Annotated in this window: 21 protein-coding genes; 13 read left to right on the forward strand and 8 right to left on the reverse strand. The window is 60.0% G+C overall.

Going from position 1 to position 25,008, the window contains the following annotated elements:
- Positions 1–29 precede the first annotated feature (29 nt).
- Positions 30–968: an AEC family transporter gene (locus tag AGR1_RS04810; RefSeq protein ID WP_149146325.1), complete on the forward strand. Its 939-nt coding sequence runs from the start codon at positions 30–32 to the stop codon at positions 966–968.
- Here AGR1_RS04810 and AGR1_RS04815 read toward each other — a convergent pair.
- Positions 952–2,160, reverse strand: a complete 1,209-nt coding sequence (locus AGR1_RS04815; protein WP_149146326.1) for a UbiH/UbiF family hydroxylase — start codon at positions 2,158–2,160, stop codon at positions 952–954. The genes AGR1_RS04810 and AGR1_RS04815 overlap by 17 nt on opposite strands.
- Positions 2,161–2,369: 209 nt before the next feature.
- Here AGR1_RS04815 and pcsA point away from each other — a divergent pair, with 209 nt between their 5' ends.
- The 10 genes from pcsA to AGR1_RS04865 all read left to right on the forward strand — a co-directional run bounded on the left by pcsA (position 2,370) and on the right by AGR1_RS04865 (position 13,622).
- A complete protein-coding gene (gene pcsA / locus AGR1_RS04820) occupies positions 2,370–3,095 on the forward strand; it encodes a phosphatidylcholine synthase (protein ID WP_080792861.1) in 726 nt (241 codons plus the stop codon).
- 211 nt (positions 3,096–3,306) lie between these two features.
- Complete coding sequence (locus AGR1_RS04825; RefSeq protein ID WP_187772164.1) at positions 3,307–4,866, forward strand: ABC transporter ATP-binding protein; 1,560 nt, start codon at positions 3,307–3,309, stop codon at positions 4,864–4,866.
- Positions 4,856–5,947 carry an ABC transporter permease gene (locus AGR1_RS04830; RefSeq protein ID WP_149146327.1) on the forward strand — a complete coding sequence of 364 codons (1,092 nt, stop codon included), beginning with the start codon at positions 4,856–4,858 and terminating at the stop codon, positions 5,945–5,947. The genes AGR1_RS04825 and AGR1_RS04830 overlap by 11 nt, the downstream gene beginning before the upstream one ends.
- Positions 5,947–6,867 (forward strand): ABC transporter permease, encoded by a 921-nt coding sequence (locus tag AGR1_RS04835; protein ID WP_162927507.1) that lies wholly within the window; start codon positions 5,947–5,949, stop codon positions 6,865–6,867. Before AGR1_RS04830 ends, AGR1_RS04835 begins: the two co-directional genes overlap by 1 nt.
- A 35-nt stretch (positions 6,868–6,902) precedes the next feature.
- Positions 6,903–7,976: a BMP family ABC transporter substrate-binding protein gene (locus AGR1_RS04840; protein WP_080790493.1), complete on the forward strand. Its 1,074-nt coding sequence runs from the start codon at positions 6,903–6,905 to the stop codon at positions 7,974–7,976.
- A gap of 212 nt (positions 7,977–8,188) precedes the next feature.
- Positions 8,189–8,926: a FadR/GntR family transcriptional regulator gene (locus AGR1_RS04845; RefSeq protein ID WP_080790495.1), complete on the forward strand. Its 738-nt coding sequence runs from the start codon at positions 8,189–8,191 to the stop codon at positions 8,924–8,926.
- A 223-nt stretch (positions 8,927–9,149) separates the two neighbouring features.
- Positions 9,150–10,511, forward strand: coding sequence for a bifunctional UDP-N-acetylglucosamine diphosphorylase/glucosamine-1-phosphate N-acetyltransferase GlmU (gene glmU / locus AGR1_RS04850; protein ID WP_149146328.1), 1,362 nt, complete (start codon positions 9,150–9,152; stop codon positions 10,509–10,511).
- Between the two features lie 102 nt (positions 10,512–10,613).
- Complete coding sequence (gene glmS / locus AGR1_RS04855; RefSeq protein WP_080790498.1) at positions 10,614–12,440, forward strand: glutamine--fructose-6-phosphate transaminase (isomerizing); 1,827 nt, start codon at positions 10,614–10,616, stop codon at positions 12,438–12,440.
- Positions 12,437–12,940 (forward strand): N-acetyltransferase, encoded by a 504-nt coding sequence (locus AGR1_RS04860; protein WP_149146329.1) that lies wholly within the window; start codon positions 12,437–12,439, stop codon positions 12,938–12,940. Before glmS ends, AGR1_RS04860 begins: the two co-directional genes overlap by 4 nt.
- Before the next feature lie 13 nt (positions 12,941–12,953).
- Entirely contained in the window at positions 12,954–13,622 is a 669-nt protein-coding gene (locus tag AGR1_RS04865; protein ID WP_080790502.1) for a DUF502 domain-containing protein, read from the forward strand.
- 3 nt (positions 13,623–13,625) lie between these two features.
- On the opposite strand, the gene AGR1_RS04870 is transcribed toward AGR1_RS04865, so the two are convergent.
- The 4 genes from AGR1_RS04870 to recG are packed head-to-tail and all read right to left on the reverse strand — an operon-like array spanning position 13,626 to position 16,707.
- Positions 13,626–14,009: a type II toxin-antitoxin system VapC family toxin gene (locus tag AGR1_RS04870; RefSeq protein WP_080790504.1), complete on the reverse strand. Its 384-nt coding sequence runs from the start codon at positions 14,007–14,009 to the stop codon at positions 13,626–13,628.
- The gene (locus tag AGR1_RS04875) at positions 14,006–14,263 is read right to left on the reverse strand and encodes a type II toxin-antitoxin system prevent-host-death family antitoxin (protein ID WP_149146330.1); all 258 of its coding nucleotides are present in this window, start codon (positions 14,261–14,263) and stop codon (positions 14,006–14,008) included. The genes AGR1_RS04870 and AGR1_RS04875 overlap by 4 nt, the downstream gene beginning before the upstream one ends.
- Positions 14,264–14,316: 53 nt before the next feature.
- Positions 14,317–14,589 (reverse strand): hypothetical protein, encoded by a 273-nt coding sequence (locus AGR1_RS04880; RefSeq protein ID WP_080790505.1) that lies wholly within the window; start codon positions 14,587–14,589, stop codon positions 14,317–14,319.
- A 12-nt stretch (positions 14,590–14,601) separates the two neighbouring features.
- Entirely contained in the window at positions 14,602–16,707 is a 2,106-nt protein-coding gene (recG, locus tag AGR1_RS04885; protein WP_149146331.1) for an ATP-dependent DNA helicase RecG, read from the reverse strand.
- 398 nt (positions 16,708–17,105) lie between these two features.
- Between recG and AGR1_RS04890 the strand changes: the two genes are divergently transcribed.
- Both AGR1_RS04890 and mfd read left to right on the forward strand, forming a co-directional pair.
- Entirely contained in the window at positions 17,106–17,417 is a 312-nt protein-coding gene (locus AGR1_RS04890) for a succinate dehydrogenase assembly factor 2 (RefSeq protein ID WP_080790508.1), read from the forward strand.
- Between the two features lie 4 nt (positions 17,418–17,421).
- Positions 17,422–20,919, forward strand: coding sequence for a transcription-repair coupling factor (gene mfd / locus AGR1_RS04895; RefSeq protein ID WP_149146332.1), 3,498 nt, complete (start codon positions 17,422–17,424; stop codon positions 20,917–20,919).
- Positions 20,920–21,235: 316 nt separating this feature from the next.
- Here mfd and AGR1_RS04900 read toward each other — a convergent pair whose 3' ends face one another.
- Genes AGR1_RS04900 through AGR1_RS04910 form a run of 3 tightly spaced genes read right to left on the reverse strand, consistent with a single transcriptional unit; the run spans position 21,236 to position 24,768 of the window.
- A complete protein-coding gene (locus tag AGR1_RS04900) occupies positions 21,236–22,162 on the reverse strand; it encodes a DMT family transporter (protein ID WP_080790512.1) in 927 nt (308 codons plus the stop codon).
- Positions 22,163–22,213: 51 nt separating this feature from the next.
- Positions 22,214–22,882 (reverse strand): DsbA family protein, encoded by a 669-nt coding sequence (locus AGR1_RS04905; RefSeq protein WP_149146333.1) that lies wholly within the window; start codon positions 22,880–22,882, stop codon positions 22,214–22,216.
- A 38-nt stretch (positions 22,883–22,920) separates the two neighbouring features.
- Entirely contained in the window at positions 22,921–24,768 is a 1,848-nt protein-coding gene (locus tag AGR1_RS04910; protein ID WP_149146334.1) for an extracellular solute-binding protein, read from the reverse strand.
- Positions 24,769–25,008 lie beyond the last annotated feature (240 nt).

Here is a 25,008-nt window from a genome sequence, read left to right on the forward strand (position 1 = left end):
CCGCTGTAGTTGCTTGCGGGGGGAATATAGTGACGGATATCGTCGGACTGCTGTTGCCGTTTTTCGGCCTGATCTTCATCGGCTACGGTGCGGCGCGCATCACGAAGCAGCCGGTCGAGGCGATGGGCTGGCTGAACACCTTCATCATCTATGCGGCGCTGCCGGCGCTGTTCTTCAAGCTTGTGTCGAAAACGCCGGTGGAAGAGCTGGCGCGGATGGATTTCGTCGCGGCCAGTCTCGCCTGCACCTATGGCGTTTTCCTGGCTGTGTTCCTGATCGGCCGATTCGTACGGAAAAACAGCTTTTCCGAAACCACGATCCAGAGTTTCGCGGCCAGCTACGGCAATATCGGTTATATGGGGCCGGGCCTTGCGCTTCTGGCGCTTGGCGAGAAGGCGGCGGTGCCGGTGGCGCTGATCGTCTGCCTTGAAAACGCCGCGCACTTCATCGTCGCTCCGGCGATGATGGCGGTTGCCGGCGGTGACAAGCGCTCCCCGCCAAGGCTTGCGCTGGATGTGGCGCGCAAGGTCATCACCCATCCCTTCATCGTCTCCGTCATCGCCGGTTTTCTGGCCGCATCGCTGTCATGGCAGCCGCCGGAGGCGGTGCAGCGGCTGGTGGATTATCTGGCGCAATCGGCGGCGCCCTGCGCACTGTTTGCCATGGGCGTGACGCTGGCGCTTCGGCCGATGAAACGTGTGCCGGTGGAAATCAGCTATATCGTGCCGGCAAAGCTGATCCTGCATCCGCTCGCCGCCTATCTCGTACTCTCGTCGCTCGGGCGGTTCGAGCCGGTGTGGATCTATTCGGCCGTGCTTTTGGCCGCGCTGCCGACCGCGACGAATGTCTTCGTCATCGGCCAGCAATATCACGTCTGGCAGGAGAGAGCGTCTGCGACGATCCTGATTTCGACGGTTCTGTCTGTCTTCACGCTGACTGGCGTGGTTTATTTCATCCAGCCTTTTTGAAGCTGCCGAACAGCAGCGAGGGCAGGGCCTTCAGCCCGCGACCCGGCTCGATGCCTTCGCGCATGACCATGCTTCTAAGCGTGCCGATGCCGGAAAGCACATGCAGTCCCGCCGCGCGCGCCATCTGCACCGGCAGGAGATCGGAAAGCAGCGAGCGGTTCAGGAGATCGACGCTCAGCGTGCGGCTATAGACATCCGCTCGCCGCTTGCGGTCGAAGCTATCGCCGGCGTCGGCCGCAATCGGCCGGTCGGAGACGGCGCTCAGCAATTCCGTCAGCGCGATGATGTCGCGCAGGCTGAGGTTCAGCCCCTGCGCGCCGATGGGAGGAAAACCGTGCGCGGCCTCGCCAATCAGGGCGACGCGGCCCTTGCCGAAGCGGTGCGCCGTCATGGAAGAAAGCGGCCAGGCCTGAACGCTGTCCTCGACGGTGACCGCTCCCAGCATGGATTGCATGCGCTCCTCGACGCGTAGGCTCAGCGCCTCCATCGGCAGCGCCGTCAACTCTTCCGCCTGTTGCGGGGTAACCACCCAGACGAGGCTGGAGCGGTTGCCGGGCAGGGGAACCTGGGTGAAAGGCCCGGTGGGTGTGTGGAACTCCGTCGAGACATTGCCGTGCGGCCGGCTATGGCCAAAGTTCAAAACAATGGCCGTCTGCGGATAGGACCAGGATTTGACGCCGATGCCGGCAGCATCGCGCACCATGGATTTGCGGCCATCCGCACCGATGAGGAAATCGGCGGAGAGCGTTTCGCCATTCGCAAGGGTCACCGTCATGCGGTCGTTGCCAATGTCGATTGTTTCCGCCGTGGTGTCCAGACGGGTAATATTGTGTTCCTGCCCGACCGCTTCGCTCAGGACGCCGAGCAAAGCCTCGTTGGGTATGTTCCAGCCAAAGGCGTCCAGCCCGATTTCGGAGGAACGGAACTGCACCGTTGGTGCACGCAGCAGGCGGTCGGTGCCATCGATGATCTGCATGGTGGAAAGGCGTGCGGCCGAAGGCGCGATGCGCGACCAGAGGCCAAGGCGGTCCATAAAGCGGATGGACTGGTCCATCAGCGCCGTGGTGCGCTGGTCCTTCCTGTCGCTGGAAGGTGCGATGAGCGCCACGTGGCGGCCCGCCCGCGCCAGCGCGATGGCCGCGATCTGCCCCGCAAGTCCCGCACCGGTGATGGCGATATCGAAGTGTCTCATGGTCCTGATCCGTTGTTATTTCCACACCATCATAAAGGCTTCGGTTGGGTAAATCCACTTCGGTCCCGGAACATCCGGTTGCGAAGATTCGTTGGTTGTGCCGCTATATTAGTCCTAGGATAAGCGGATTGAGCCGGTTGCAAAGCGTGGTGAATGGCCGCATACCGGAACAAACAGGGCGGATGAAAAACGGGGCGCAGACGCTGACCATGAAAATTTTCAACTATAAGCGTGTTCCCTACGCGGAAATCCGCGCCTTTTCCGTCCACATGCTCACGGCCTCCGGCTCGTTTCTGGCTTTTCTCGGTGTTGTCGCCGCAGCGGAACACCGCTTCGTCGATATGTTCTGGTGGCTGGGGCTTGCGCTGCTGGTGGATGGCATCGACGGCCCGATTGCCCGCAAGGTGCGGGTGAAGGAAGTGCTGCCCAACTGGTCGGGCGATACGCTCGATAATATTATTGACTATGTCACCTATGTGCTGCTGCCCGCCTTTGCGCTTTATCAGAAGGGCATGATCGGCGAGCCGCTATCTTTCGTGGCCGCCGGCATGATCGTGGTGTCAAGCGCCATTTATTACGCCGACATGGGCATGAAGACGGACGAATATTTCTTCTCCGGCTTTCCGGTGGTCTGGAATATGGTGGTGTTCACCCTGTTCGTCATGGACGCCAGCGCCACGACGGCAATGGTCGTCGTTACCGTTTCGGTGTTTTTGACATTCCTGCCGATCAACTTCCTGCATCCGGTGCGGGTGAAGCGATTGCGGCCGCTCAATCTCGCCGTGGTCTTCATCTGGTGCGCGCTTGGCGGTTATTCGCTGCTGATGCACTTCGAAACCCCGAGCTGGGCCGTGATCGGCTTTGTGGCAAGTGGCCTCTATCTTTATTGCATCGGTGGAATATTGCAGTTTTTCCCCTCGCTCGGCGCGAAATAAGAAAAGGGTAAAGCCGTTTATTGCTTGTGCAAATTGCATTTAAGCTACTTCTTTTTCAGTTGTGCGCAGCAGCAAAACCGTTATCAATAAGTCTTGATTGGATGAGATTGCATACGCATTGGCGTCCGATTGGGAACAATGGCCACGATCGTTGGAAACGCTTCGAAGAAGGCGCGGCGGTCGGTGAGAGAGGGAACTCGTGACTGGAACTTTGGCGCCGGAGGCCGTGCCTCTCCTGTCCGTTCGCAAGCTGACCAAGCTGTTCGGCAATTTCGCCGCCTGCAACGGCATCGATCTCGATATTGCGCCGGGCGAAATCCACGCGCTTCTGGGTGAAAACGGCGCGGGCAAATCCACGCTCGTCAAGATGCTGTTCGGCGTTCTCGCGCCGACTGAGGGCGATATTATCTGGCAGGGCCAGCCGGTGTCCGTCGCCTCGCCAAGCGAGGCCCGCAGGCTCGGCATCGGCATGGTCTTCCAGCATTTTTCCCTGTTTGAAGCGCTGACGGTTGCGGAAAACATTGCCCTGTCGCTCGATCCGAAAATTTCATTGAAGGAAATCGCCGGGCAAGCGGAAACGCTGTCGCGCGCCTATGGCCTGCCGCTCGATCCCAATGCGCATGTGGCCGACCTTTCGGTCGGCGAGCGCCAGCGCATCGAGATCGTCCGCGCCCTGTTGCAGAACCCGCGCCTGATCATTCTCGATGAGCCAACCTCGGTTTTGACGCCGCAGGAGGCCGACAAGCTGTTCGAGACGCTGGCAAAACTGAAGGCCGAAGGCCGCTCCGTGCTTTATATCAGCCATCGTCTCGAAGAGGTGCAGCGCATCTGCGACCGCGCCACCGTCCTGCGGCATGGCAAGGTGACAGGCGCCTGCGATCCGCGCAGGGAAACGCCGGCATCGCTGGCGCGCATGATGGTCGGCAGCGATGTCGCAAGCGTTTCGCGGGCCATGGGCGAGGCGCTCGGCGCGCCGCAGATCGAGGTCATGGGGCTTTCGGTTGCGCCGCGTACGCCGTTTGCCGTGGCGCTGAAGTCCGTTTCAATGCAGGTGCGCTCCGGTGAGGTGCTGGCGATTGCCGGTGTGGCCGGAAACGGGCAGGGCGAGTTGTTCGATGCGCTTTCGGGCGAATATCCGGTCTATAACAATGACGCCATTCGCCTGCGCGGCAAGCCCGTCGGTCGCATCGGCATCAATGGCCGCCGGCTGATGGGCGCGGGTTTTGTGCCGGAAGAGCGCCACGGCCACGCCGCCGTTCCCGGCATGAGCCTGTCCGACAATCTGCTCTTGGCGCGGGCGCGCTCCGACCGCAAGGCGTTTCTGACCGGCGGTTTCCTGCGGGTCATTCGCGGCTCGGTCATCAAGGCTGCGGCGCGGCGCATTTCGGAAACGATGGATGTGCGCAAGAGCGGGGCCGATCCGCTGGCGGGTTCGCTTTCGGGCGGTAACCTGCAGAAATTCATCGTCGGGCGCGAGCTTGACCGCCAGCCTGCCGTGCTGGTGGTTAACCAGCCGACCTGGGGCGTGGATGCGGGTGCGGCGAGCCGCATCCGTCAAGCGCTTGTCGACCTTGCCAAAGCGGGCTCGGCCGTCATCGTCATCAGTCAGGATCTCGATGAAATCTTCGAAGTCGCCACCAATATCGCTGTCATTTCCGACGGCAAGCTGTCAGAGACCCATCCCGTCGAAGACATGACGCTTGAAAAGATCGGCCTGTTGATGGGCGGCATTCACACGTCTCATTCGGGAGCCGCCCAGCATGCGCATTGAACTTGAAAAACGCGCAGGCGTCTCCCGGCTTTTCACCCTGCTTTCGCCGCTTCTGGCGCTCACGCTGACGCTGCTTGTCGGCGCCGTGATGTTCGCCATGCTCGGCAAGAATCCGGCGCACGCGCTCTATGCCTTTTTCGTCGAGCCGCTGCTGGAAGTCTGGTCGCTCCATGAATTGGCGATCAAAGCCGCACCGCTGATCCTGATCGGCGTCGGTCTGTCGATCTGTTATCGCTCCAATAACTGGAATATCGGCGCGGAGGGGCAGTTCACCATCGGCGCGATTACCGGTTCCATCCTGCCGGTGCTATATCCGGACTGGCATTCGCCGCTCATCCTGCCGCTGATGATGGTGATGGGCGCTGCTGGCGGCGCACTTTACGCCGGTATTCCCGCACTTCTGAAGACGAAGTTCAACACCAACGAAATCCTCGTCAGCCTGATGCTGGTTTATGTCGCGCAGCTTTTCCTTGACTGGCTGACGCGCGGCATCTGGCGCGATCCGGGCGGCTACAACTTCCCGCAGACCAAGCCGTTCAACGACAGCGCCGTTTTGCCGGAAATGCTGGCCTCGGGCCGGGCGCATTGGGGTTTCGTTTTCGCCATCGTTGCGGCCATCGCGCTGTGGTTCATGATGCGCTACATGCTGAAGGGCTTCGAAGTCACCGTGCTTGGCCAATCGGCGCGGGCGGGGCGCTTTGCCGGCTTCTCCTCCAGCCGCATGGTCTGGTTTTCGCTGCTGCTCTCTGGCGCCCTCGCAGGGCTCGCCGGTATTTCGGAGGCCTCCGGCTCCATCGGCCATCTCCAGCCCAGCATTTCGCCTGGGTACGGCTTTACCGCCATCATCGTCGCCTTTCTCGGCCGTCTCAACCCGCTCGGCATCATTCTTTCCGGGCTGGTGCTGGCGCTGACCTATCTCGGCGGCGAGGCGGCGCAGCTTTCCATCGGCGTCTCCGACAAGGTGACGCGGGTGTTTCAGGGGCTGATGCTGTTCTTCGTGCTGTCCTGCGATACGCTGATCTTCTATCGCATCAGGGTGGTCTTTTCCGGCAAGGCGCATCGTAAAGAAGGAGCGGCATGATGGATATGCTTCAGGCCATTCTCCTCACCGTCATCACCGCCGCCACGCCGCTCGTCATCGCCGCTTCAGGCGAGCTGGTGACGGAGCGCTCCGGCGTCCTCAATCTCGGCGTCGAGGGCATGATGATCATGGGTGCGGTCTGCGCTTTCGCGGCCGCGCATATGACCGGATCTCCCTATCTCGGCATTCTGGCCGGCATTGCCTCGGGTGCGGTTTTTTCGCTGCTCTTCGGTTTCCTGACGTTGACGCTCGTTACCAACCAGGTGGCGACGGGTCTTGCGCTCACCATTCTCGGCCTCGGCGTCTCGGGCATGCTGGGTGAAAGTTTCGTCGGCCTGCCGGGTGTGAAGCTGCAGCCCATCGTCTTTCCGCTGCTGTCGGACATTCCCTTCCTCGGTCCACTGCTTTTCCGGCAGGATTTGATCTTCTACCTCTCCATCGCGCTTGTCGCCGGCATCAGCTGGTTTCTGTTCAAAAGCCGCATGGGTCTCAAAATTCGCGCCATCGGCGATAATCACGCTTCGGCCCATGCGCTCGGCATCAATGTCATTCGCACCCGCTATCTGGCCGTCATGTTCGGCGGCGCCTGTGCGGGGCTTGCAGGGGCGCAGCTGTCGCTGGTCTATACGCCGCAATGGGTGGAAAACATGGCGGCCGGGCGCGGGTGGATTGCGCTGGCGCTCGTCGTCTTCGCCTCGTGGCGCCCGTGGCGAGTGCTTGCGGGCGGTTATCTGTTTGGCGCCGTCACCATTGGCCAATTGCATGCGCAGGCGTTCGGCATCGGGGTGCCGTCGCAATTGCTGTCGGCGCTGCCCTATCTCGCCACTATTGTCGTGCTGGTCATCATCTCGCATAATCGCCGCACGACCTTGATCAATACACCGGCCTCGCTTGGCAAGTCCTTCGTGCCGGACAGGTGAACCATTCTCACGTCTCCAAACCAACAGGGGTAAAAATGAAAAAACTGGTCATCGCACTCGCCGCTTCCGTTGCGGCTCTCGGCGGCGTCGTTTCCTCGGCTGAGGCCGCTGACGCCAAGAAGGTCTGCTTCATCTATGTCGGTTCAAAGACCGACGGCGGCTGGACACAGGCGCACGATATCGGCCGTCAGGAACTGCAGGCGCATTTCGGCGACAAGATCGAAACGCCGTTCCTCGAAAGCGTTCCGGAAGGTCCGGATGCCGAACGCGCCATTGAACGCATGGCTCGCTCGGGTTGCGAACTGGTGTTCACCACCTCCTTCGGCTTCATGGACGCCACCATCAAGGTTGCCCAGAAGTTCCCCAAGGTGAAGTTCGAACACGCTACGGGCTTCAAGACCGCCGAAAATGTCGCGACCTACAATTCGCGCTTCTATGAAGGCCGCTATATTCAGGGCCAGATCGCCGCGAAGATGTCGCAGAAGGGTCTCGCCGGCTATATCGCGTCCTTCCCGATCCCGGAAGTGGTGATGGGCATCGACGCCTTCGTGCTCGGCGCGCAGTCCGTCAATCCCGACTTCAAGGTGAAGGTCGTCTGGGCCAATACCTGGTTCGACCCCGGCAAGGAAGCCGATGCCGCCAAGGCGCTGATCGACCAGGGCGTCGATATTCTGACCCAGCACACCGACACTACCGCGCCGATGCAGGTTGCCGCAGAACGCGGCATCAAGGCCTTCGGTCAGGCGTCCGACATGATCGCGGCCGGTCCGAAGACGCAGCTTACCGCCATCAAGGACACCTGGGGCGCCTATTACATCAAGCGCACGCAGGCTCTTCTCGATGGTACCTGGAAGTCCGAATCGGTATGGGACGGCCTGAAGGACGGCATCCTGACCATGGCGCCCTACACCAACATGCCTGATGACGTGAAGAAGATGGCCGAGGAAACCGAAGCCAAGATCAAGTCGGGCGAGCTGCACCCCTTCACCGGTCCGGTCAAGAAGCAGGACGGTTCCGAATGGCTGAAGGCCGGTGAAAAGGCCGAGGACGGCGTTCTGCTTGGCCTCAACTTCTACGTCGCCGGCGTGGACGACAAGCTGCCGCAATAATGCTTTTTAGCCATCGTTACTGAAGCAAGGCCGCACATATGTCATGTGCGGCCTTGCTTATTTTCATGCGTTTTATTGCATGGATGAAGTTTACCTTTGCTTTTCATGCAACTTGATGTTTTTCACTATAATCTGACTTGAGATACACACGTCTGGCGCGATTTTTTCAAGATCGCCAACCGAACGGAAGGATATGGCACTTGCAGCGCGGAATGCTCGATGCGGCGATCGGTTTTCGAAAGCTGCGGACAAATCATGCACAGGTCGTTCACACGCTCGGTCTCGATATCGTCTCCGGCGCCTTCAAGACGGGTGATATCCTGCCGGGCGATGCCGAGCTGATGGACCGCCTGAAAGTATCGCGCACAGTGCTGCGCGAAGCGATGAAGACGCTGACCGCGAAGGGCATGATTTCCCCCAAGGCGCGTATCGGCACCCGGGTGACGGAGCGCGAAAGCTGGAACATGTTCGACAGCGAAGTACTGCTCTGGCATTTCGAGGCGGGGGTCAACGACGAGTTTCTGTTGCATCTTTACGATATCCGTCAGGCCTTCGAGCCCTATGGCGCGGGGCTCGCCGCCATCAGGGCGAAGGACGCCGATATCGCCAAGCTCGCCGCTTACGCCAACGAGATGGGCAATACGGCTTATTCCAAGGAAAAGCGCGCGCTGGCGGATATGAATTTCCATGTACTCATCACTGAAATGTCCGGCAATCCGTTCATGCGCACCGTCGGTTCGCTGATAAAGGCGGCTCTGGTGGGCATTTTCCGGATGAGCAACCCGGAAACCGATCCCAATGAGATTTCCGACGTTTCCGCCTCGCACCTGCGGCTCGTGGAGGCGTTTCGCCTGCGCGATGAGGGTGCAGCGCGCCGCGAGATGGAAAGGCTGATCGAAAACGGCCGCCAGCAGGTGCTGGAATTCACTGCCCGCAATCCACGGCGATAAATCAGACCGCGGGAACGGGATGCGATACCGTTCCAATCACGTTTGATGAAAATCGGTGCGGAAATTTGGTGCAGATTTGCATGGTTTCTTAAGTGGGCCGCCGTTATAGCAACTTCGGAATGAAATTACCGATGCGCCCGTTCGTTTTGCCGGACGGCGTGAAGTCAAACATATGCCGCCGTCCTGACCGTCCTGCGGTCGGTGACGTGGTGTTGGAGGTCTTATGGAGCGTAGCTCTCTAGCCGTTATTCTCGCAGCGGGCGACAGCACGCGCATGAAATCGTCGAAATCCAAGGTGCTGCATCCGGTCGCCGGGCGTCCGATGATCGCCCATGTGGTTGGGGCGGTGGCTGGATCTGGCGTCGGCACGGTGGCGCTGGTGGTCGGGCGCGATGCCGACAACGTCACTGCGGCCGCAAGCATGAAAGATGTTCAGGTCGAAGCTTTCGTGCAGACGGAACGCAAGGGCACCGGCCATGCGGTTCTTGCCGCACGCGCAGCCATCGAACGCGGTTTTGACGATCTCATCGTTGCCTATGGCGATGTCCCGCTCATCACGTCTGCAACGCTCGACCGGGCGCGTGAGGCGATTGCCGCCGGCGCCGATGTCGCCGTCATCGGTTTTCATACCGACCGCCCGACCGGTTACGGCCGGCTTCTGGTCAAGGATGGCGACCTTGTCGCGATCCGCGAGGAGAAGGACGCGACCGATGCGGAGCGTAAGGTCACCTGGTGTAATAGCGGATTGATGGCCATCAACGGTCGCAACGCGCTGGACCTGCTCGACCGGATCGGCAGCAGCAATGTGAAGGGCGAATATTATCTGACCGACGTGGTCGAGATCGCCCGTTCCCTTGGCCGCCGTGCCGTCGCCATCGATGCGCCCGAAACGGAACTGGTCGGTTGTAACAACCGCGCTGAACTGGCCTTTATCGAGAAACTCTGGCAGGAACGCCGCCGCCGAGAATTGATGTTGGACGGCGTTTCGATGATTGCGCCCGAAACCGTCTTCCTCTCCTATGACACGAAGATCGGGCAGGACGTTTTGATCGAACCGAATGTCGTGATCGGTCCCGGGGTCACCATTGAGCCGGGCGCCGTCATTCATGCGTTTTCGCATCTGGAAGGGGCGTATGTTGCGCAAGGCGCGGCCGTTGGTCCCTATGCGCGGCTGCGTCCGGGCGCGAACTTGCACGCCAATTCCAAGGTGGGCAATTTCTGCGAGGTCAAGAAGGCGGAGATCGGCGAGGGCGCCAAGGTCAATCATCTGACCTATATCGGCGATGCATTCATCGGCGCGGGCAGCAATATCGGTGCGGGCACCATCACCTGCAATTACGACGGCTACAACAAGGCGGAAACGCGGATCGGAGCCAACAGCTTCATTGGCTCGAACTCGTCGCTGGTTGCACCTGTCACCATTGGCGAGGGGGCCTATATCGCTTCCGGCAGCGTCATCACCGATGACGTGCCTGATGAGGCGCTGGCTTTCGGGCGCGCACGGCAGGAGGTGAAACCCGGTCGCGCGACCGTGGTGCGCGAGCGGGCAAAAGCGCTGAAGGAAGCGAATAAAAAGTCGTCCTGACGGACGTTACCAAACGATACCGAAAGTGACCGGCGCCATAATTGCGGATTGTTCGGGAACGGTTAGTAGTTTCGGCGAAGAGATCGCCGTCTGGAGAAGTATATGTGCGGAATTGTCGGAATTGTCGGAACCCAGCCAGTTGCTGAACGGCTTGTCGATGCGCTGAAGCGTCTCGAATATCGCGGTTACGATTCGGCTGGTGTCGCCACCATCGATAATGGCGCGATGGACCGCCGCCGGGCGGAAGGCAAGCTGTTCAATCTCGAGAAGCTGGTTTCGGAAAAGCCGCTGCCGGGTGTGGTCGGCATCGCCCATACGCGCTGGGCGACGCATGGCGTTCCGAACGAAACCAATGCCCATCCGCATTTCGTCGATGGCGTCGCCGTCGTCCACAATGGCATCATCGAAAACTTCGCCGAACTGCGCGAGGAGCTGACCTCTGAGGGCGCGAGCTTCACCACCCAGACCGATACCGAAGTGGTGGCGCAGCTTCTGGCGAAATATAGCCGCGAGGGTCTCGGCCATCGCGAGGCGATGCTAAAGATGCTGAACCGCGTGACGGGCGCTTATGCGCTGGTGGTGATGTTCAAGGACGATCCCGGCACGCTTCTCTCGGCGCGTTCCGGCCCGCCGCTTGCCGTTGGTTACGGCAGGGGCGAGATGTTCCTCGGGTCCGACGCCATCGCGCTGTCGCCCTTCACCAACGAGATCACCTATCTGGTGGATGGCGATTGCGCCATCGTGACCCGGCAAGGTGCTGAGATCATCGATTTCTCCGGCAAGCCGGTGAAGCGCGAGCGTCAGATATCGCAGGCGACGGCCTATGTGGTGGATAAGGGCAACCATCGCCACTTCATGGAAAAGGAAATCTATGAGCAGCCGGAAGTCATTTCCCATGCGCTCAGCCATTACGTGGATTTCGCCTCCAAGACCGTAAAGCAGGCCGACACGGCAATCGATTTCGCCAAGCTCTCCGGCCTTGCCATTTCCGCCTGCGGCACCGCCTATCTTTCCGGCCTGATCGGTAAATACTGGTTTGAGCGTTATGCGCGCCTGCCGGTGGAAATCGATGTCGCCTCGGAATTCCGTTATCGCGAAATGCCGCTTCAGCCATCGCAGGCGGCGCTGTTCATTTCGCAATCGGGTGAGACCGCCGATACGCTGGCGTCGCTGCGCTATTGCAAGGAAAACGATCTCAAGATCGGCGCCATCGTCAATGTGCGGGAATCGACCATCGCGCGGGAATCCGACGCCATCTTCCCAATTCTGGCCGGGCCGGAAATCGGCGTCGCCTCCACCAAGGCTTTCACCTGCCAGCTTGCGGTTCTTGCTTCGCTTTCGGTGGCCGCCGGTAAGGCGCGCGGCACGATCACACTTCAGCAGGAAACCGAACTCGTGCAGCATCTGATCGAGATGCCGCGCATCATGAGCAAGGTGCTAAATGTTATCCAGCCGCAGATCGAGGTGCTTTCGCGCGATCTGTCGCGTTTCAAGGACGTGCTTTATCTCGGCCGCGGCACCAGCTTCCCGCTGGCGCTGGAGGGTGCTTTGAAGCTCAAGGAAATCTCCTATATCCACGCTGAAGGTTATGCCGCCGGCGAGTTGAAGCATGGACCGATTGCGCTCATCGACGAGAACATGCCTGTCATCGTCATCGCCCCGCATGACCGTTTCTTTGAAAAAACCGTGTCGAACATGCAGGAAGTCGCCGCGCGCGGTGGCAAAATCATCTTCATCACCGATGAGAAGGGGGCTGCTGCCTCCACGCTCGACACCATGGCGACGATCACGCTCCCCAATGTCGACGAGCTGATTGCGCCGATGGTCTTTTCGCTGCCGATCCAGCTGCTGGCCTATCACACCGCCGTCTTTATGGGCACGGATGTGGACCAGCCGCGCAATCTGGCGAAGTCGGTCACGGTGGAATGATAATCCGGCCGGAGTGCCAGGGCGATGAAGAGGCGATTGCTCACGTTACGGAATCTGCTTTCCGTAACGTGAATTACAGCGACAAGACGGAGCATCTAATCGTCGGGCGGTTGCGCAGGGCAGGTGCGCTCACCGTTTCACTGGTTGCCGAGGACAGCGAAGGCATCATCGGTCATGTCGGCTTTTCGCCGGTGACGCTGACCAGCGGCGAGACCGGCTGGTTCTGCCTCGCGCCGCTTTCCGTGAGGCCGGAAAGGCAGGGGCAGGGCGTTGGCTCCAGGCTGGTGCGGGACGGGCTTGCCGCTCTGGAGCGTTTGAATGCTTCCGGCGTGGTCGTCGCGGGCGATCCGGACTACTATGGCCGCTTCGGTTTTCGCCATGTCGATGGGGTGAATGCGGAAGGGATTCCTGACGAATATTTCACAGTTCTTCGCTTGCATGGTGGAACTCTATCCGGCATTGTCGGTTTTCATCCGGGTTTCGATGGCGACAACGCTTAATTCCGAACGGTAAATGACCGATATTCCAGTAAAAATTTCATTCGCAGCCCGCCTGCGCAACAGTTTCCTCACGGGCGTTCTGATCCTTGCGCCTGTCACCATCACCATGTGGCTGGTGTGGAGCTTCCTGCAATGGGCGGATAGCTGGGTGAAGCCCTATATTCCGGCCCGTTACGATCCGGAGCAATATTTCGATGTGGCGATCCCCGGTTTCGGCCTGCTGATCGCCGTCATCGGCATCACACTCATCGGCTTTCTGGGCAACAACCTGATCGGCAAATGGATCGTCGGCGTTGGCGAATCCATCCTCAACCGCATGCCGCTGGTGCGGCCGATCTACAAAAGCATCAAGCAGCTGTTCGAATCCGTTCTGAAAGAGCATTCGAACTCCTTCAAGAAGGTGGGCCTGATCGAGTTTCCGTCATCCGGCACCTGGGCGATGGTGTTCGTCGCCTCCGAGGCCAAGGGCGAGCTTGCCCATCGTTTCAACGAAATGGGCCAGCAGATGGTCGCCGTGTTCCTGCCGCCCACGCCGGTGCCGACGGCGGGTTTCCTGCTGTTCGTGCCGAAAGACAAGATCGTGATGCTGGACATGACGCCGGAAGATGCGGCGAAACTGCTGATATCCGGCGGTCTGGTGGCCCCGGATTTCACGCCGCCGAAGGTGATTGAGCCGGCTTGAGCGTCACAGGAGGCCGCTGATATCCGTTTGCGCAAAGTCGTTGCCGACATACAGCAAAGGGCAGCCTTCAGTTTTTGCCAGCTCATAGGCAAAACAGTCTCCGAAATTCAGCCCGGCGGGATGAATACCCTTTCCCCATATGCGATAGGCTTCCGAAATGCCGCGGATTGATTTCGCGGTGACGGGTCTGATGTCGACGCTCAGCCCTTCGATCAGCATCTCGAGTTCCCGGCTGCGGCCATGTCTTTGCGCTACGATCACAGCTTCGGCAAGCGTACCGGCGGATATGAGCAAAGGCTCATCCGTATCGAGAACGCCGGCACAGGCATCTGCTGTGGGTTCATCCAGCAGGATTGCCAGCAGCGCAGATGTATCAATGACGATCATTTCGGCAGGCCGTGCTCGTCATAAAGGAAATCCTGACTATGCGCGGCGTGCGGGCCGTCGTCGCTCTTGGTCGCAACGGCCGCACGCACTTTATCAAGTACGGCCCGGCGGGATTTTTTATCCGCTATAGCAACCACTGGAACCAGCCGCACTGCCGCATGACCATGCCGGGTGAGAATGATCTCATCCCCGGCCTCGGCGCGTCGTACCAATTCTGTCAGTTGGCATTTTGCATCAGTTACGGATATCTGCACGGATGACCTCAAGCGTAAAATCTCGCTTAGATTAGTCCATTGAATGGACCAAATCAATCCTCGTCATCCAGATCATCCACTTCTGTTCCTGTGGCCGTGGCGTGGAATACGGGAACGAAAAGCCGCATATAGACGAGCCGCACGCTCCAACCTTCTTCCAGCGCCTGGCTCCAGGCTTTCTTGCGGCCGGGCTTCTTGAAAGCCTTGCCGATCGCCTTTTTCGCGCTCTTCGCAAATGTCTCGGGCTGCAGGATGTTCTGCGGCGAGCAGAGCGCATAACCCTTGCGGAATGCGGGTGGGGGGCGGCGTGGGTCGATCATGTTCATGGGCGTTCACTTTCAGCCAGCGTGCAGGAAACGGATCGCTTCGTCGCGGCGGTGCAGATAGAGCAGGGTGCGCAGCGCATCGCCGCGTGGACCTGTCAGTTCGGGATCACGCTCGATGACATAGGCTGCGTCCTTGCGGGCGATTTCGAGAAGATCGGCGTGGGCCTCGAGGCTGGCGATGCGGAAGCCCGGCGTGCCGGACTGGCGGGTGCCGAGCAACTCCCCTTCGCCGCGCAGCTTCAAATCCTCCTCGGCGATCAGGAAGCCATCCTCGCTGTCGCGCAGGATGGAGAGGCGGGCGCGGCCGTTTTCGCTGAGGGGCCCTTTGTAAAGCAGGATGCAGGTCGAGGCCTCGTCGCCACGTCCGACGCGGCCGCGCAATTGGTGCAGCTGCGCAAGGCCGAAACGTTCGGCATGTTCGATGACCATAATCGTTGCATCGGGCACATCGACACCGACTTCCACCACGGTCGTCGCCACCAGCAGCCGGGTTTCGCCGTTCTTGAAGGCCAGCATGGCGGCGTCCTTCTCCGGGCCGCTCATACGCCCATGGATGAGGCCGATATTGGCGCCGAGCATCTGCGAGAGAACCGCATGCCGTTCTTCCGCCGACATCAGGTCGGATTCCTCCGTTTCCTCCACCAGCGGGCAGATCCAGTATGCCTTCTTGCCGTCCTTCAGCGCGGCGCGCAGTCGCTCGACAATATCGCCGATTCGTTCAGTGGGTATCGTGACTGTCTGAATGGGTTTGCGGCCGGCCGGTTTTTCGGTGAGCTTGGAGACATCCATATCGCCAAAGGCGGCCAGAACCAGCGTGCGCGGAATGGGCGTGGCGGTCATGACCAGCATATGCGGCGTGATGCCCTTGGCGGTGAGGCGCAGGCGCTGGTGCACGCCGAAACGGTGCTGTTCATCGACCACCGCCAGCACGAGGTTTTTATAGCTGACGCTATCCTGAAACAGCGCATGGGTGCCGATGACGATCTGTGCTTCGCCTGATGCGACACGCTCTTCGATCTCGCGACGCTCCTTGCCCTTGGTGCGGCCGGTCAGCACCTCGACGGTAATGCCTGCTGCTTCTGCGAGCTTCGAGATGGTGGCGAAATGCTGGCGGGCGAGGATTTCGGTCGGGGCCATCAGCACCGCCTGTCCGCCGGCTTCCACTGCCGTCACCATGGCCATCAGCGCCACCAGCGTCTTGCCGGCGCCGACATCGCCCTGCAGCAGCCGCAACATGCGGTCTTCGCCGGCCATGTCGGTCAGGATATCCTTCACCGCCGCACTCTGGCTTGCGGTCAGCGAGAAGGGCAGCTGCGACAGGATTTTTGCGGCGATATCGCCCCTGGCGCGGATCGGCTGGCCCGCCACCTTGCGCAGCCGCTGGCGCACCAGTGCCAGTGACAATTGTCCGGCCAGAAACTCGTCATAGGCGAGCCGCCTGCGCGCCGGGGCCTGCGGTTCGACATCGGCGCTATCGCGCGGGTCGTGTAGTTCGCGGAAGCTCGAGGCCACATCGCCGAAACCCTGTCGCGTCTTCAGGGTCTCATCTATCCATTCGGGAAAGACAGGCAGCTTTGCTAGCCCGCCTTCGATTGCCTTGCGCAGCACTTTGGCGGAAAGCCCGGCAGTCATGGGGTAAACGGCTTCCACCAGCGGCAGGTTTTCCGCCTCGGAAAGCTTCACCATGAAATCTGGATGCACCATCGAGGCGCGGCCGTTGAACCAGTCCACCTTGCCGCTGACGAGAACCTCTTCATCGACGGGCAGGGCCCTGGACAGCCAATCGCCCTTGGCGCGGAAAAAGGTCAACGCCAGTTCGCCAGTCTCGTCATGCAGGAAGACTCGATAGGGCGCGGAGCGGTTTCCCGGTGGCGGCGGCTGGTGGCGGTCGACGCGTCCCTGAATGGTGACAATGGCGCCGGGCGCGGCCAGCGCGATGCCGGGGCGGTTGCGGCGGTCGATGACGTTGGACGGCGCGTGGAACAGGAGATCAATCACGCGGGTGTCGTCGGCATTTTCCCGGCTCAAGAGCTTGGCCAGAAGATCGGCAAGCTTCGGCCCCACACCGGCAAGGGTGGAGACGGAGGCAAACAGCGGATCGAGAATGGCCGGGCGCATGGGTCAGCAAAATCGGGGAAGGGGGCGGCTTATGCAAGACTTCGCTTATCACAAAGCCGGGTTATCACCGGCAGATTTTCACCGCCGTGGCATTATTTCGATAAAAACCGGTTCCCAACCGTTCGCCTCCTGTTCTATAGGAGGTCGTAATGGACGGCACAAAGATTGAGCAGCAGGCTGCAAGTTCGAAGCCTGCGGTTTTCCGTGACGCTCACCTCTCCCTCATCCCTGTGCTTGTCACAGGGATCCAGCCAGCCCAAGTCCTTGGGCTGAAAGGAGTCTCTCCACCGCGCCGATGCGCGTCGGCTGGATTCCTGTGACGAGCACAGGAATGAGGGTGACGGATGGCGTGTCAGGTGAAATCATGCGCTGCAAACCGATACGGGAAGGAAAATGCGATGACTGGACTGGTGCGCACGAGTGCCGATCTCGACCCGAGACGCCGGCGGATACTTTACCGCTGCTGGCACCGGGGCATTCGCGAGATGGATCTGGTGCTTGGGCAATTCGCGGAAGACAATATTGCCGGGCTTTCCGATGAGCAGCTCGACGAGTTGGAAGTCATCATGGCGGAAGAGGATAACGACCTCGTCAAGATGGTGACCGGCGCGCTTGCCATACCGGAAAAATTCCAGACCCCGCTGTTTGAAAAGATCGCCTCCTACCGTCCCGATTTCGATCTCGTCACCGCTGAAACCCTGAAAGCCTGAGAATATGATAGCCGGATTCGATGCAAAGCTGGTGTCGTCGGCCGATACGCCGCTGACCATCGGAAACGTGCCTTCCGGCATGGAAGCCCTGCTTCTGGCCGATATGGCGCGGGCCGGCACGTCGGTCGCCTATGTGATGTCGGACGGCCAGCGGGTCGCCGATCTCGAACAGATCCTCGGTTTCGTCGCACCGGATATTCCGGTGATGACGCTGCCGGCCTGGGACTGCCTTCCCTATGACCGCGTGTCACCGAGCGCTGATACCTCTGCGCGCCGGCTGGCGGCGCTCTCCGGTCTAATCTCTCACGCCAGGAAGCCACATCCGGCCATCGTGCTGGTCACCGTCAACGCCATGCTGCAGAAGATGGCGCCGCGCGACATCATCGAAAACCTTGGCTTTTCCGCCAGACCCGGCAACCAGATCCGCATGGAGGATATTGCCGCGCGGCTGGAGCGCAACGGTTTCGACCGGGTGGCGACGGTGCGCGAGGTGGGTGAATTCGCCGTGCGCGGCGGCATCCTCGATGTTTTCGTGCCGGGCACGGAAGAACCGGTGCGCCTCGATTTCTTCGGCGATACGCTGGAAAGCATCCGTACCTTCGATCCGGCCAGCCAGCGCACCATCGGCCAGGCGCGCTCGCTCGATCTGAACCCGATGAGCGAAGTGACGCTGACGCCGGATACGATCAGCCGGTTCCGCAAGAATTACCTGTCGCTGTTCGGCGCGGCGACGCGCGACGATGCTCTTTATCAGGCTGTCTCCGAAGGCCGCCGTTATGCCGGTATGGAGCATTGGCTGCCACTGTTTTATGAGCAGCTGGAGACTGCTTTCGATTATCTGAAGGGCTTCCGCATCGTCACCGATCATACGGCGCGGGAGGCGGCGAAAGAACGCTCCAAACTGGTGCTCGATTATTACGATGCGCGCCGCAGCTCCGGCGAAACCAAGGGGTCGACGCAGGGGGCGCCCTACAAGCCGGTTTCGCCCGGCCAGCTTTATCTCGATGGCAAGAGTTTCGATGCGGAACTCTCAGCCGTCAACGCGGTGCGCCTGACACCTTTCAACGAGCAGGACAGCGAAGGCCGCCCGGTTGCCACGCTCGATGCCCATGTCGGGCCGCGCTGGGCGCGGCCGCCAACCGAAGGCGAGAGCGAAGAGCGGGTCAATGTCTTCGATCTGGCCGTGAAGCATATTGCCGAACGCCGCGCCAAGGGCTGGAAGGTACTTATAACAGGCTGGTCGGAAGGTTCACTCGACCGGCTGCTGCAGGTGCTGAACGAGCATGGGCTTGAGAAGATCAAGCCGGTCACCTCGCTGAAAGAGGTGGAGAAGCTCGGAAAAGGTGAGGCGGCCTCGGCGGTGCTGAGCCTCGAAGCGGGTTTCGAGACGGGAAACCTTGCCGTCATCGGGGAGCAGGATATTCTCGGCGACCGTATGGTGCGTCGCTCGAAGCGTCGCAAGCGCGGTGCCGATTTCATCTCGGAAGTGGCCGGGCTGGACGAGGGCTCGCTGGTCGTCCATGCCGAACACGGTATAGGCCGTTTCGTCGGCCTGCGGACCATCGAGGCGGCGGGTGCGCCGCGTGCGTGTCTGGAACTGCATTATGCCGATGACGCCAAGCTGTTCCTGCCGGTTGAAAACATCGATCTTCTGTCCCGTTACGGTTCCGATGCGGCGGAAGCGCAGCTGGACAAGCTTGGCGGTGGCGCATGGCAGATGCGCAAGGCCAAGCTCAAGAAGCGCCTGCTCGACATGGCTGATGAGCTTATCCGCATTGCGGCCGCGCGCCTGGTGCGCCATGCGCCGGTGCTGACGGCCCCGGATGGGCTTTATGACGAATTCGCCGCCCGTTTCCCTTATGACGAGACGGAAGACCAGCTGAACGCGATTGAGTCCATCCGCGAGGATCTGGGGGCCGGCCGGCCGATGGACCGGCTGATCTGCGGCGATGTCGGTTTCGGCAAGACCGAGGTGGCGCTTCGCGCCGCGTTCCTCGCCGCCATGAACGGCGTGCAGGTGGCGGTAGTAGTGCCGACCACGCTGCTTTCCCGCCAGCATTTCCGCACTTTCTCGGAACGTTTCCGTGGGTTGCCGATCCGGGTGCAGCAGGCTTCACGCCTCGTCGGCTCCAAGGAATTGACGCTGACCAAGAAGGAAGTGGCGGACGGAAAGACGGATATCGTCGTCGGCACCCATGCGCTTCTCGGTGCTGGCATCAGCTTTGCCAATCTTGGTCTGCTCATCATCGATGAAGAGCAGCATTTCGGCGTGAAGCACAAGGAGCGGCTGAAGGAACTGAAAAGCGACGTGCACGTGCTGACGCTGTCGGCGACGCCCATTCCGCGCACCTTGCAGCTTGCCATGACCGGTGTGCGGGAACTGTCGCTTATCACCACGCCGCCTGTCGACCGCATGGCGGTGCGCACCTTCATCTCGCCATTTGACCCGCTCGTCATTCGCGAGACGCTGATGCGTGAGCATTATCGTGGCGGCCAGAGTTTCTACGTTTGCCCGCGTCTTGCCGATCTTGCCGATATCCATGCCTTCCTGCAATCGGATGTACCGGAACTGAAGGTGGCGGTGGCGCATGGCCAGATGCCGGCTGGCGAACTCGAAGACATCATGAATGCCTTCTACGACGGCAAATATGATGTGCTGCTGTCGACCACCATCGTCGAATCCGGCCTCGACGTGCCGACTGCCAACACGCTGATCGTGCACCGCGCCGATATGTTCGGTCTTGCCCAGCTGTACCAGCTACGCGGCCGTGTCGGCCGCTCCAAGGTGCGCGCCTTCGCGCTCTTCACCCTGCCGGTCAACAAGGTGCTGACGACGATGGCCGAGCGGCGGCTGAAGGTGCTGCAGTCGCTCGATACGCTGGGTGCCGGCTTCCAGCTGGCGAGCCACGACCTCGATATTCGCGGTGCGGGCAATCTGCTCGGCGAGGAACAATCCGGCCATATCAAGGAAGTCGGTTTCGAGCTTTACCAGCAGATGCTGGAAGAGGCGGTTGCCGAAGTGAAGGGCGATGAGCAGGTGCAGGATAGCGGCTGGTCGCCGCAGATTTCGGTCGGCACCTCTGTCATGATTCCGGAAGATTACGTTCCCGATCTGCATCTGCGCATGGGGCTTTACCGCCGCCTTGGCGAGCTTGCCGATATCAGCGAGATCGACGGTTTCGGTGCGGAAATGATCGACCGTTTTGGCCCGCTGCCGAAAGAGGTGCAGCATCTGCTCAAGATCGTCTACATCAAGTCTCTCTGCCGCATTGCCAATGTGGAGAAGCTGGATGCCGGGCCGAAGGGCGTTGTCGTGCAGTTCCGCAACAAGGAATTCCCGAACCCGGGCGCGCTGGTCGGTTACATCGGCAAGCAGGGATCAATGGCGAAAATCCGCCCCGATCACAGCCTGTTCCTAAACCGCGATCTGCCGACGCCGGAAAAGCGGCTGACGGGTGCGGCAATGATCATGACGCAGCTGGCGGAACTGGCCAAATCATAGAAGAATCCGCCTAAGCTGCGATTAAATAAATAACAGTTCCGGTAAAAATCAGAAAAGCAATTATATATGCCGAACGCCATGTCCGGAATTCCGGGAACGATGATGGGAACAGAAATTTTCGAGCAAGAAAGCTCCCGCGAGAATGAGTGCGAGGAAGAGGCAGAGAAGTATATTTTCTAAATTCATCATCGTCTCTGATCTTAAGAAATCAAATTTCTAATAGAATTTATAAAACTATTATTATAAATTGAAATTTGCCGTCGGTATATTCCGGATAAATCCCTTTTGATATCTTCAGAGGAATTTATCATCTCGTCTAATCTTCCGGCGTGATCCCCACGGCCACGTTCTGGTCGGTCGCGGCGATCGAGGCGGGAAGCGGTACTTTTCTCTGTTTTTCACGGATCAGCGTCAACAGGCCGGAGCCGACGATGAGGGCGATGCCGATCAGCATCCATCCGTCGATACGGTCGCCGAATATCAGATAACCGAACAGGATGGCCCAGAGCATCTGGCTATATTGCGTCGGGCCGATCATCGCGGCTGGCGCATATTGGGCGGCATACATCACCAATACGTTGCCGAGCGCGCCGAGCAGGCCATACCCCGCCAGCAGCAGCCATTGCTCGCCGGCTGGCATGATGAAGGTCGGAACCATGGCGATGCCGCTGATGATGAGACAGCCGAGCACACCAGCACCATAAAGCGAGACGTTCTTTTCCGATGGGCCCATGGCGCGGAAAATGACGATGCTGAGCGCACCGCTGAAGCCGCCGATGATGGCGCCGAGATGGCCGATGCCGAGTTCGCGAAAGCCCGGACGCAGGATGACCAGCACGCCGAGGAAACCGATGATGACGGCTGACCAGCGCTTGATGCCCACTTGTTCTTTCAGGAATACCACCGACATGATGGTGACGAAGGAAGGCAGCAGGAAGATCAGCGCGAAGGCTTCGGCCATGGATAGATGGGTGAAGGCGGTCACGCTGCCGACGGCACCCGTGCCGGCTGCAAAAAAACGGATGATCCACAAGGGCCGGTTGGTCGTCTTCACCACATCCACCCAGCTGTCATTGCGCTTGCGGATGAAGGGCAGGGCGACGAGGCCGAACACGGCGCCGAAAAAGACCGATTCAATCGGCGAAATCTGGCCTTCTATGAGTTTAACGCTGGCATCGCTCCAGGCGTAGGCAGCGAAGGCGGCAAAGGCGAGCAGAATGCCTTTCAGGGTCTGGTCGGACACGGAAACACCGGCGGAAAATCGAGTTGCAGAAAACCGCCGGTGGTTCGACCGTCAGTTCATCGATCTATGCTCGTCCGCCTTGATTTTTGCAATATCCCGCAATGCAGCAATCAGGACATCAGGCGTTTGTGCACCGCTTATGGCGTATTTCTGGTCGATGATGAAAAAGGGTACGCCGGCGACGCCCATCTGCTGCGCAGCGTCGATTTCGGCAACGATCGTATCCTTGTCCGCGTCGGAGGCGAGCAGCCGCTCGACCACTTTCGCGTCCATGCCAGCCTTGGCGGCAATGTCTGTCAGCACAGCATGATCGCCGATATTGCGGCCTTCCTCGAAATTGGCCTTGAACAGGCCGGTCACGACCTTCTCCTGGAGATCGCGGCCTTCGGAATGGGCCCAAAGCGACAGGCGGTGTGCGTCGAGCGTGTTCGGCCCGATCTTGATCGCGTCGAAATCGTAATTGATGCCGACTTCCCTGCCGAGTTGCACCAGGGTGGCATGGGCCTGTTCCAGGCGCTCCTTGCCGAGCTTGTCCTCGAGAGCGGCTTTCTGGTCGACGCCTTCCGGTGGGTAGTCCGGATTGAGGCGGTAGGGACGCCAGTTCACGTCGACGCTGATTTCATCCTGCACTTCGGCAATGGCGAGATCGAGCCGGGCCTTGCCGAGGTAACACCATGGGCAGACCATGTCCGATACGACGTCAACAACGATTCGTTCCATGGCTGAGGTTCCTTATATGATCGACCTGACGTTGGGGGTTATTGCGCCCGCGCGTCCCACCAGGTCTGTTTCTGATTGCCCTGTATTGGTGTCATATCCGGGCGGTCGATATATTTCCAGCGTGCGACCCATTGGGCGCCGATGTAATAGAGCGGAATTATATAATGGCCGGCCACAAGCAGGCGGTCGTAGGCGCGCACGGCTGCCTGAAAGTCTTCCGTCGAGCGGGCCTGCAACAGCGCCTCTATCATCCGGTCTATGTCGGGATTGGCAGCACCCGCATAGTTGAAGCTGCCCTGCGCATCGCGCGAAAGCGAACTCCAGCGGTTCAGTTGCTCCATACCAGGCGAAAGCGACGAGGGCAGGGAGCGGATGATCATGTCGTAATCGAAGCTGTTCGAGCGGGACTGGTATTGTCCGTCATCGACGGAGCGGATGCCCATCGCGACGCCGATCAGGTTCAGCGAACGCTGATAGGCGAGCGCGATGCGTTCCTGCGCCGGGTTCTGAGTCATGATCTCGAAGGCGAGCTGGCGCCCATTGGCATCGGACATCTTGCCATTCTTGATGCTGTAACCAGCCTCTTTCAGCTTGTCGACGGCCATCTTCAGCACCTTGCGGTCGGCACCCGTGCCGTCTGTCGTGGGCAGGGCGTAGGTGCCGGCCAGCAGTTCCGGAGACATGGTCTTCGCCGCGTCGCCAAGCAGCGCCAGCTCACGCTCGTCGGCGGCGTTGCCATAGGCGCCGAGCGGCGAGTTCTGCCAGTAGCTTTGGGTGCGCTTGAAGGAGCCGCCGAGGATGTTTTTGTTCATCCACTCGAAATCGAACGCATAGGTGAGGCCCTCGCGCACCTTCTCGTCGGCGAAGACGGGACGTCGTGTATTGAAGACGAGGCCGAACATGCCAGTCGGCAGGCGCGGCTGGAACACATCCTTGACGATATCGCCGCGATGGACGGCCGGGAAATTATAGGCCTGCCCCCAATGGGAGGTATCGGAGGTGCCGTTGATGGCGTCGCCCTCTGGGTAGATGTCGATATCGCCCTTCTTGAAGGCCTCGAACATGGTCGTGACCTGAAGGAAATAGGTGATGCTGATTTCGTCGTAATTATCGAAGCCGACTTTGCCGGGAATATCCTTTCCCCAGTAATCCGGGTTTCGCTCCCAGATGATTCGTTCACCCGGGCGCAGGGTTTTGATTCGGTATGGGCCTGAGCCGACGACCGGCCCGAGGCCCGCCTGCTCGAATTTTTCCGGGTCTATCGCATGTTTCGGCAGGATCGGCGTGGAGGAGGCGAGAATGAGCGGCGTTTCGCGGTTGGCCTTGTCGTTGAAGGTGAAGCGCACGCTGCGATCGCCAATTTTTTCCATCTTGGCCACGCCGTCGAGGCGGCTGTTGAAAGGCGGGCGGCCCTTTTCCTTCAGGAGATTGAACGTGAAAATCACATCATCGGGCGTAATCGGCTCGCCATCAGACCATTTCGCCTTTGGATTGATGTTGAACTGAATAAAGCTGCGCTCGTCGTCCCACTCCACTGTTTCGGCAAGTAGGCCATAGAGGCTGAAGGGCTCATCGCTAGAGCGCGACATCAGCGGTTCATAAAGAAGATTACCGAATTCCGGATCCCACACACCGCGCGCGGTGGTGCGCATTCCTTTGAGAACAAAGGGATTGAGGCTGTCGAAGGTGCCAACGACGCCATAGGAGATGCGCCCGCCTTTTTTTACGTCCGGATTGACATAAGGCAGGTGGCGGAAGTCTGCGGGAAGCGCGGGCGCACCATGCATCGAGATGGCGTGCAGGGGTTGCGCCACAGCGGCCCCGGCGGGAAGCAGGGATGATCCCAAAAGGAACAATGCGGGGAGGAAGGCCGCAAGGTTGCGCATGTCACTGTCCTGTCTCAACTGTCCGTCCGATGTGCGTCAGGACCGTTTATCATCATGATTCTGGCAGATATGTAGCACAGGGACATTGCAGCACCCATGCGAGTGCGGGAAATCTTCGGTCCGCTCAAGAAAAAGTTAAAGAAGTGCTGGATATCGCCGCGATCGGCATGTAACAGGGTGGCCGGAAGAGACGGGTCACGCATTTGCCTCATTTAAACGACAGTTGAACGGGCAGAAGGA

Origin of the sequence: Agrobacterium sp. B1(2019) (assembly GCF_008274755.1) — a bacterium.
GTDB classification, from domain to species: Bacteria; Pseudomonadota; Alphaproteobacteria; order Rhizobiales; family Rhizobiaceae; genus Agrobacterium; species Agrobacterium salinitolerans.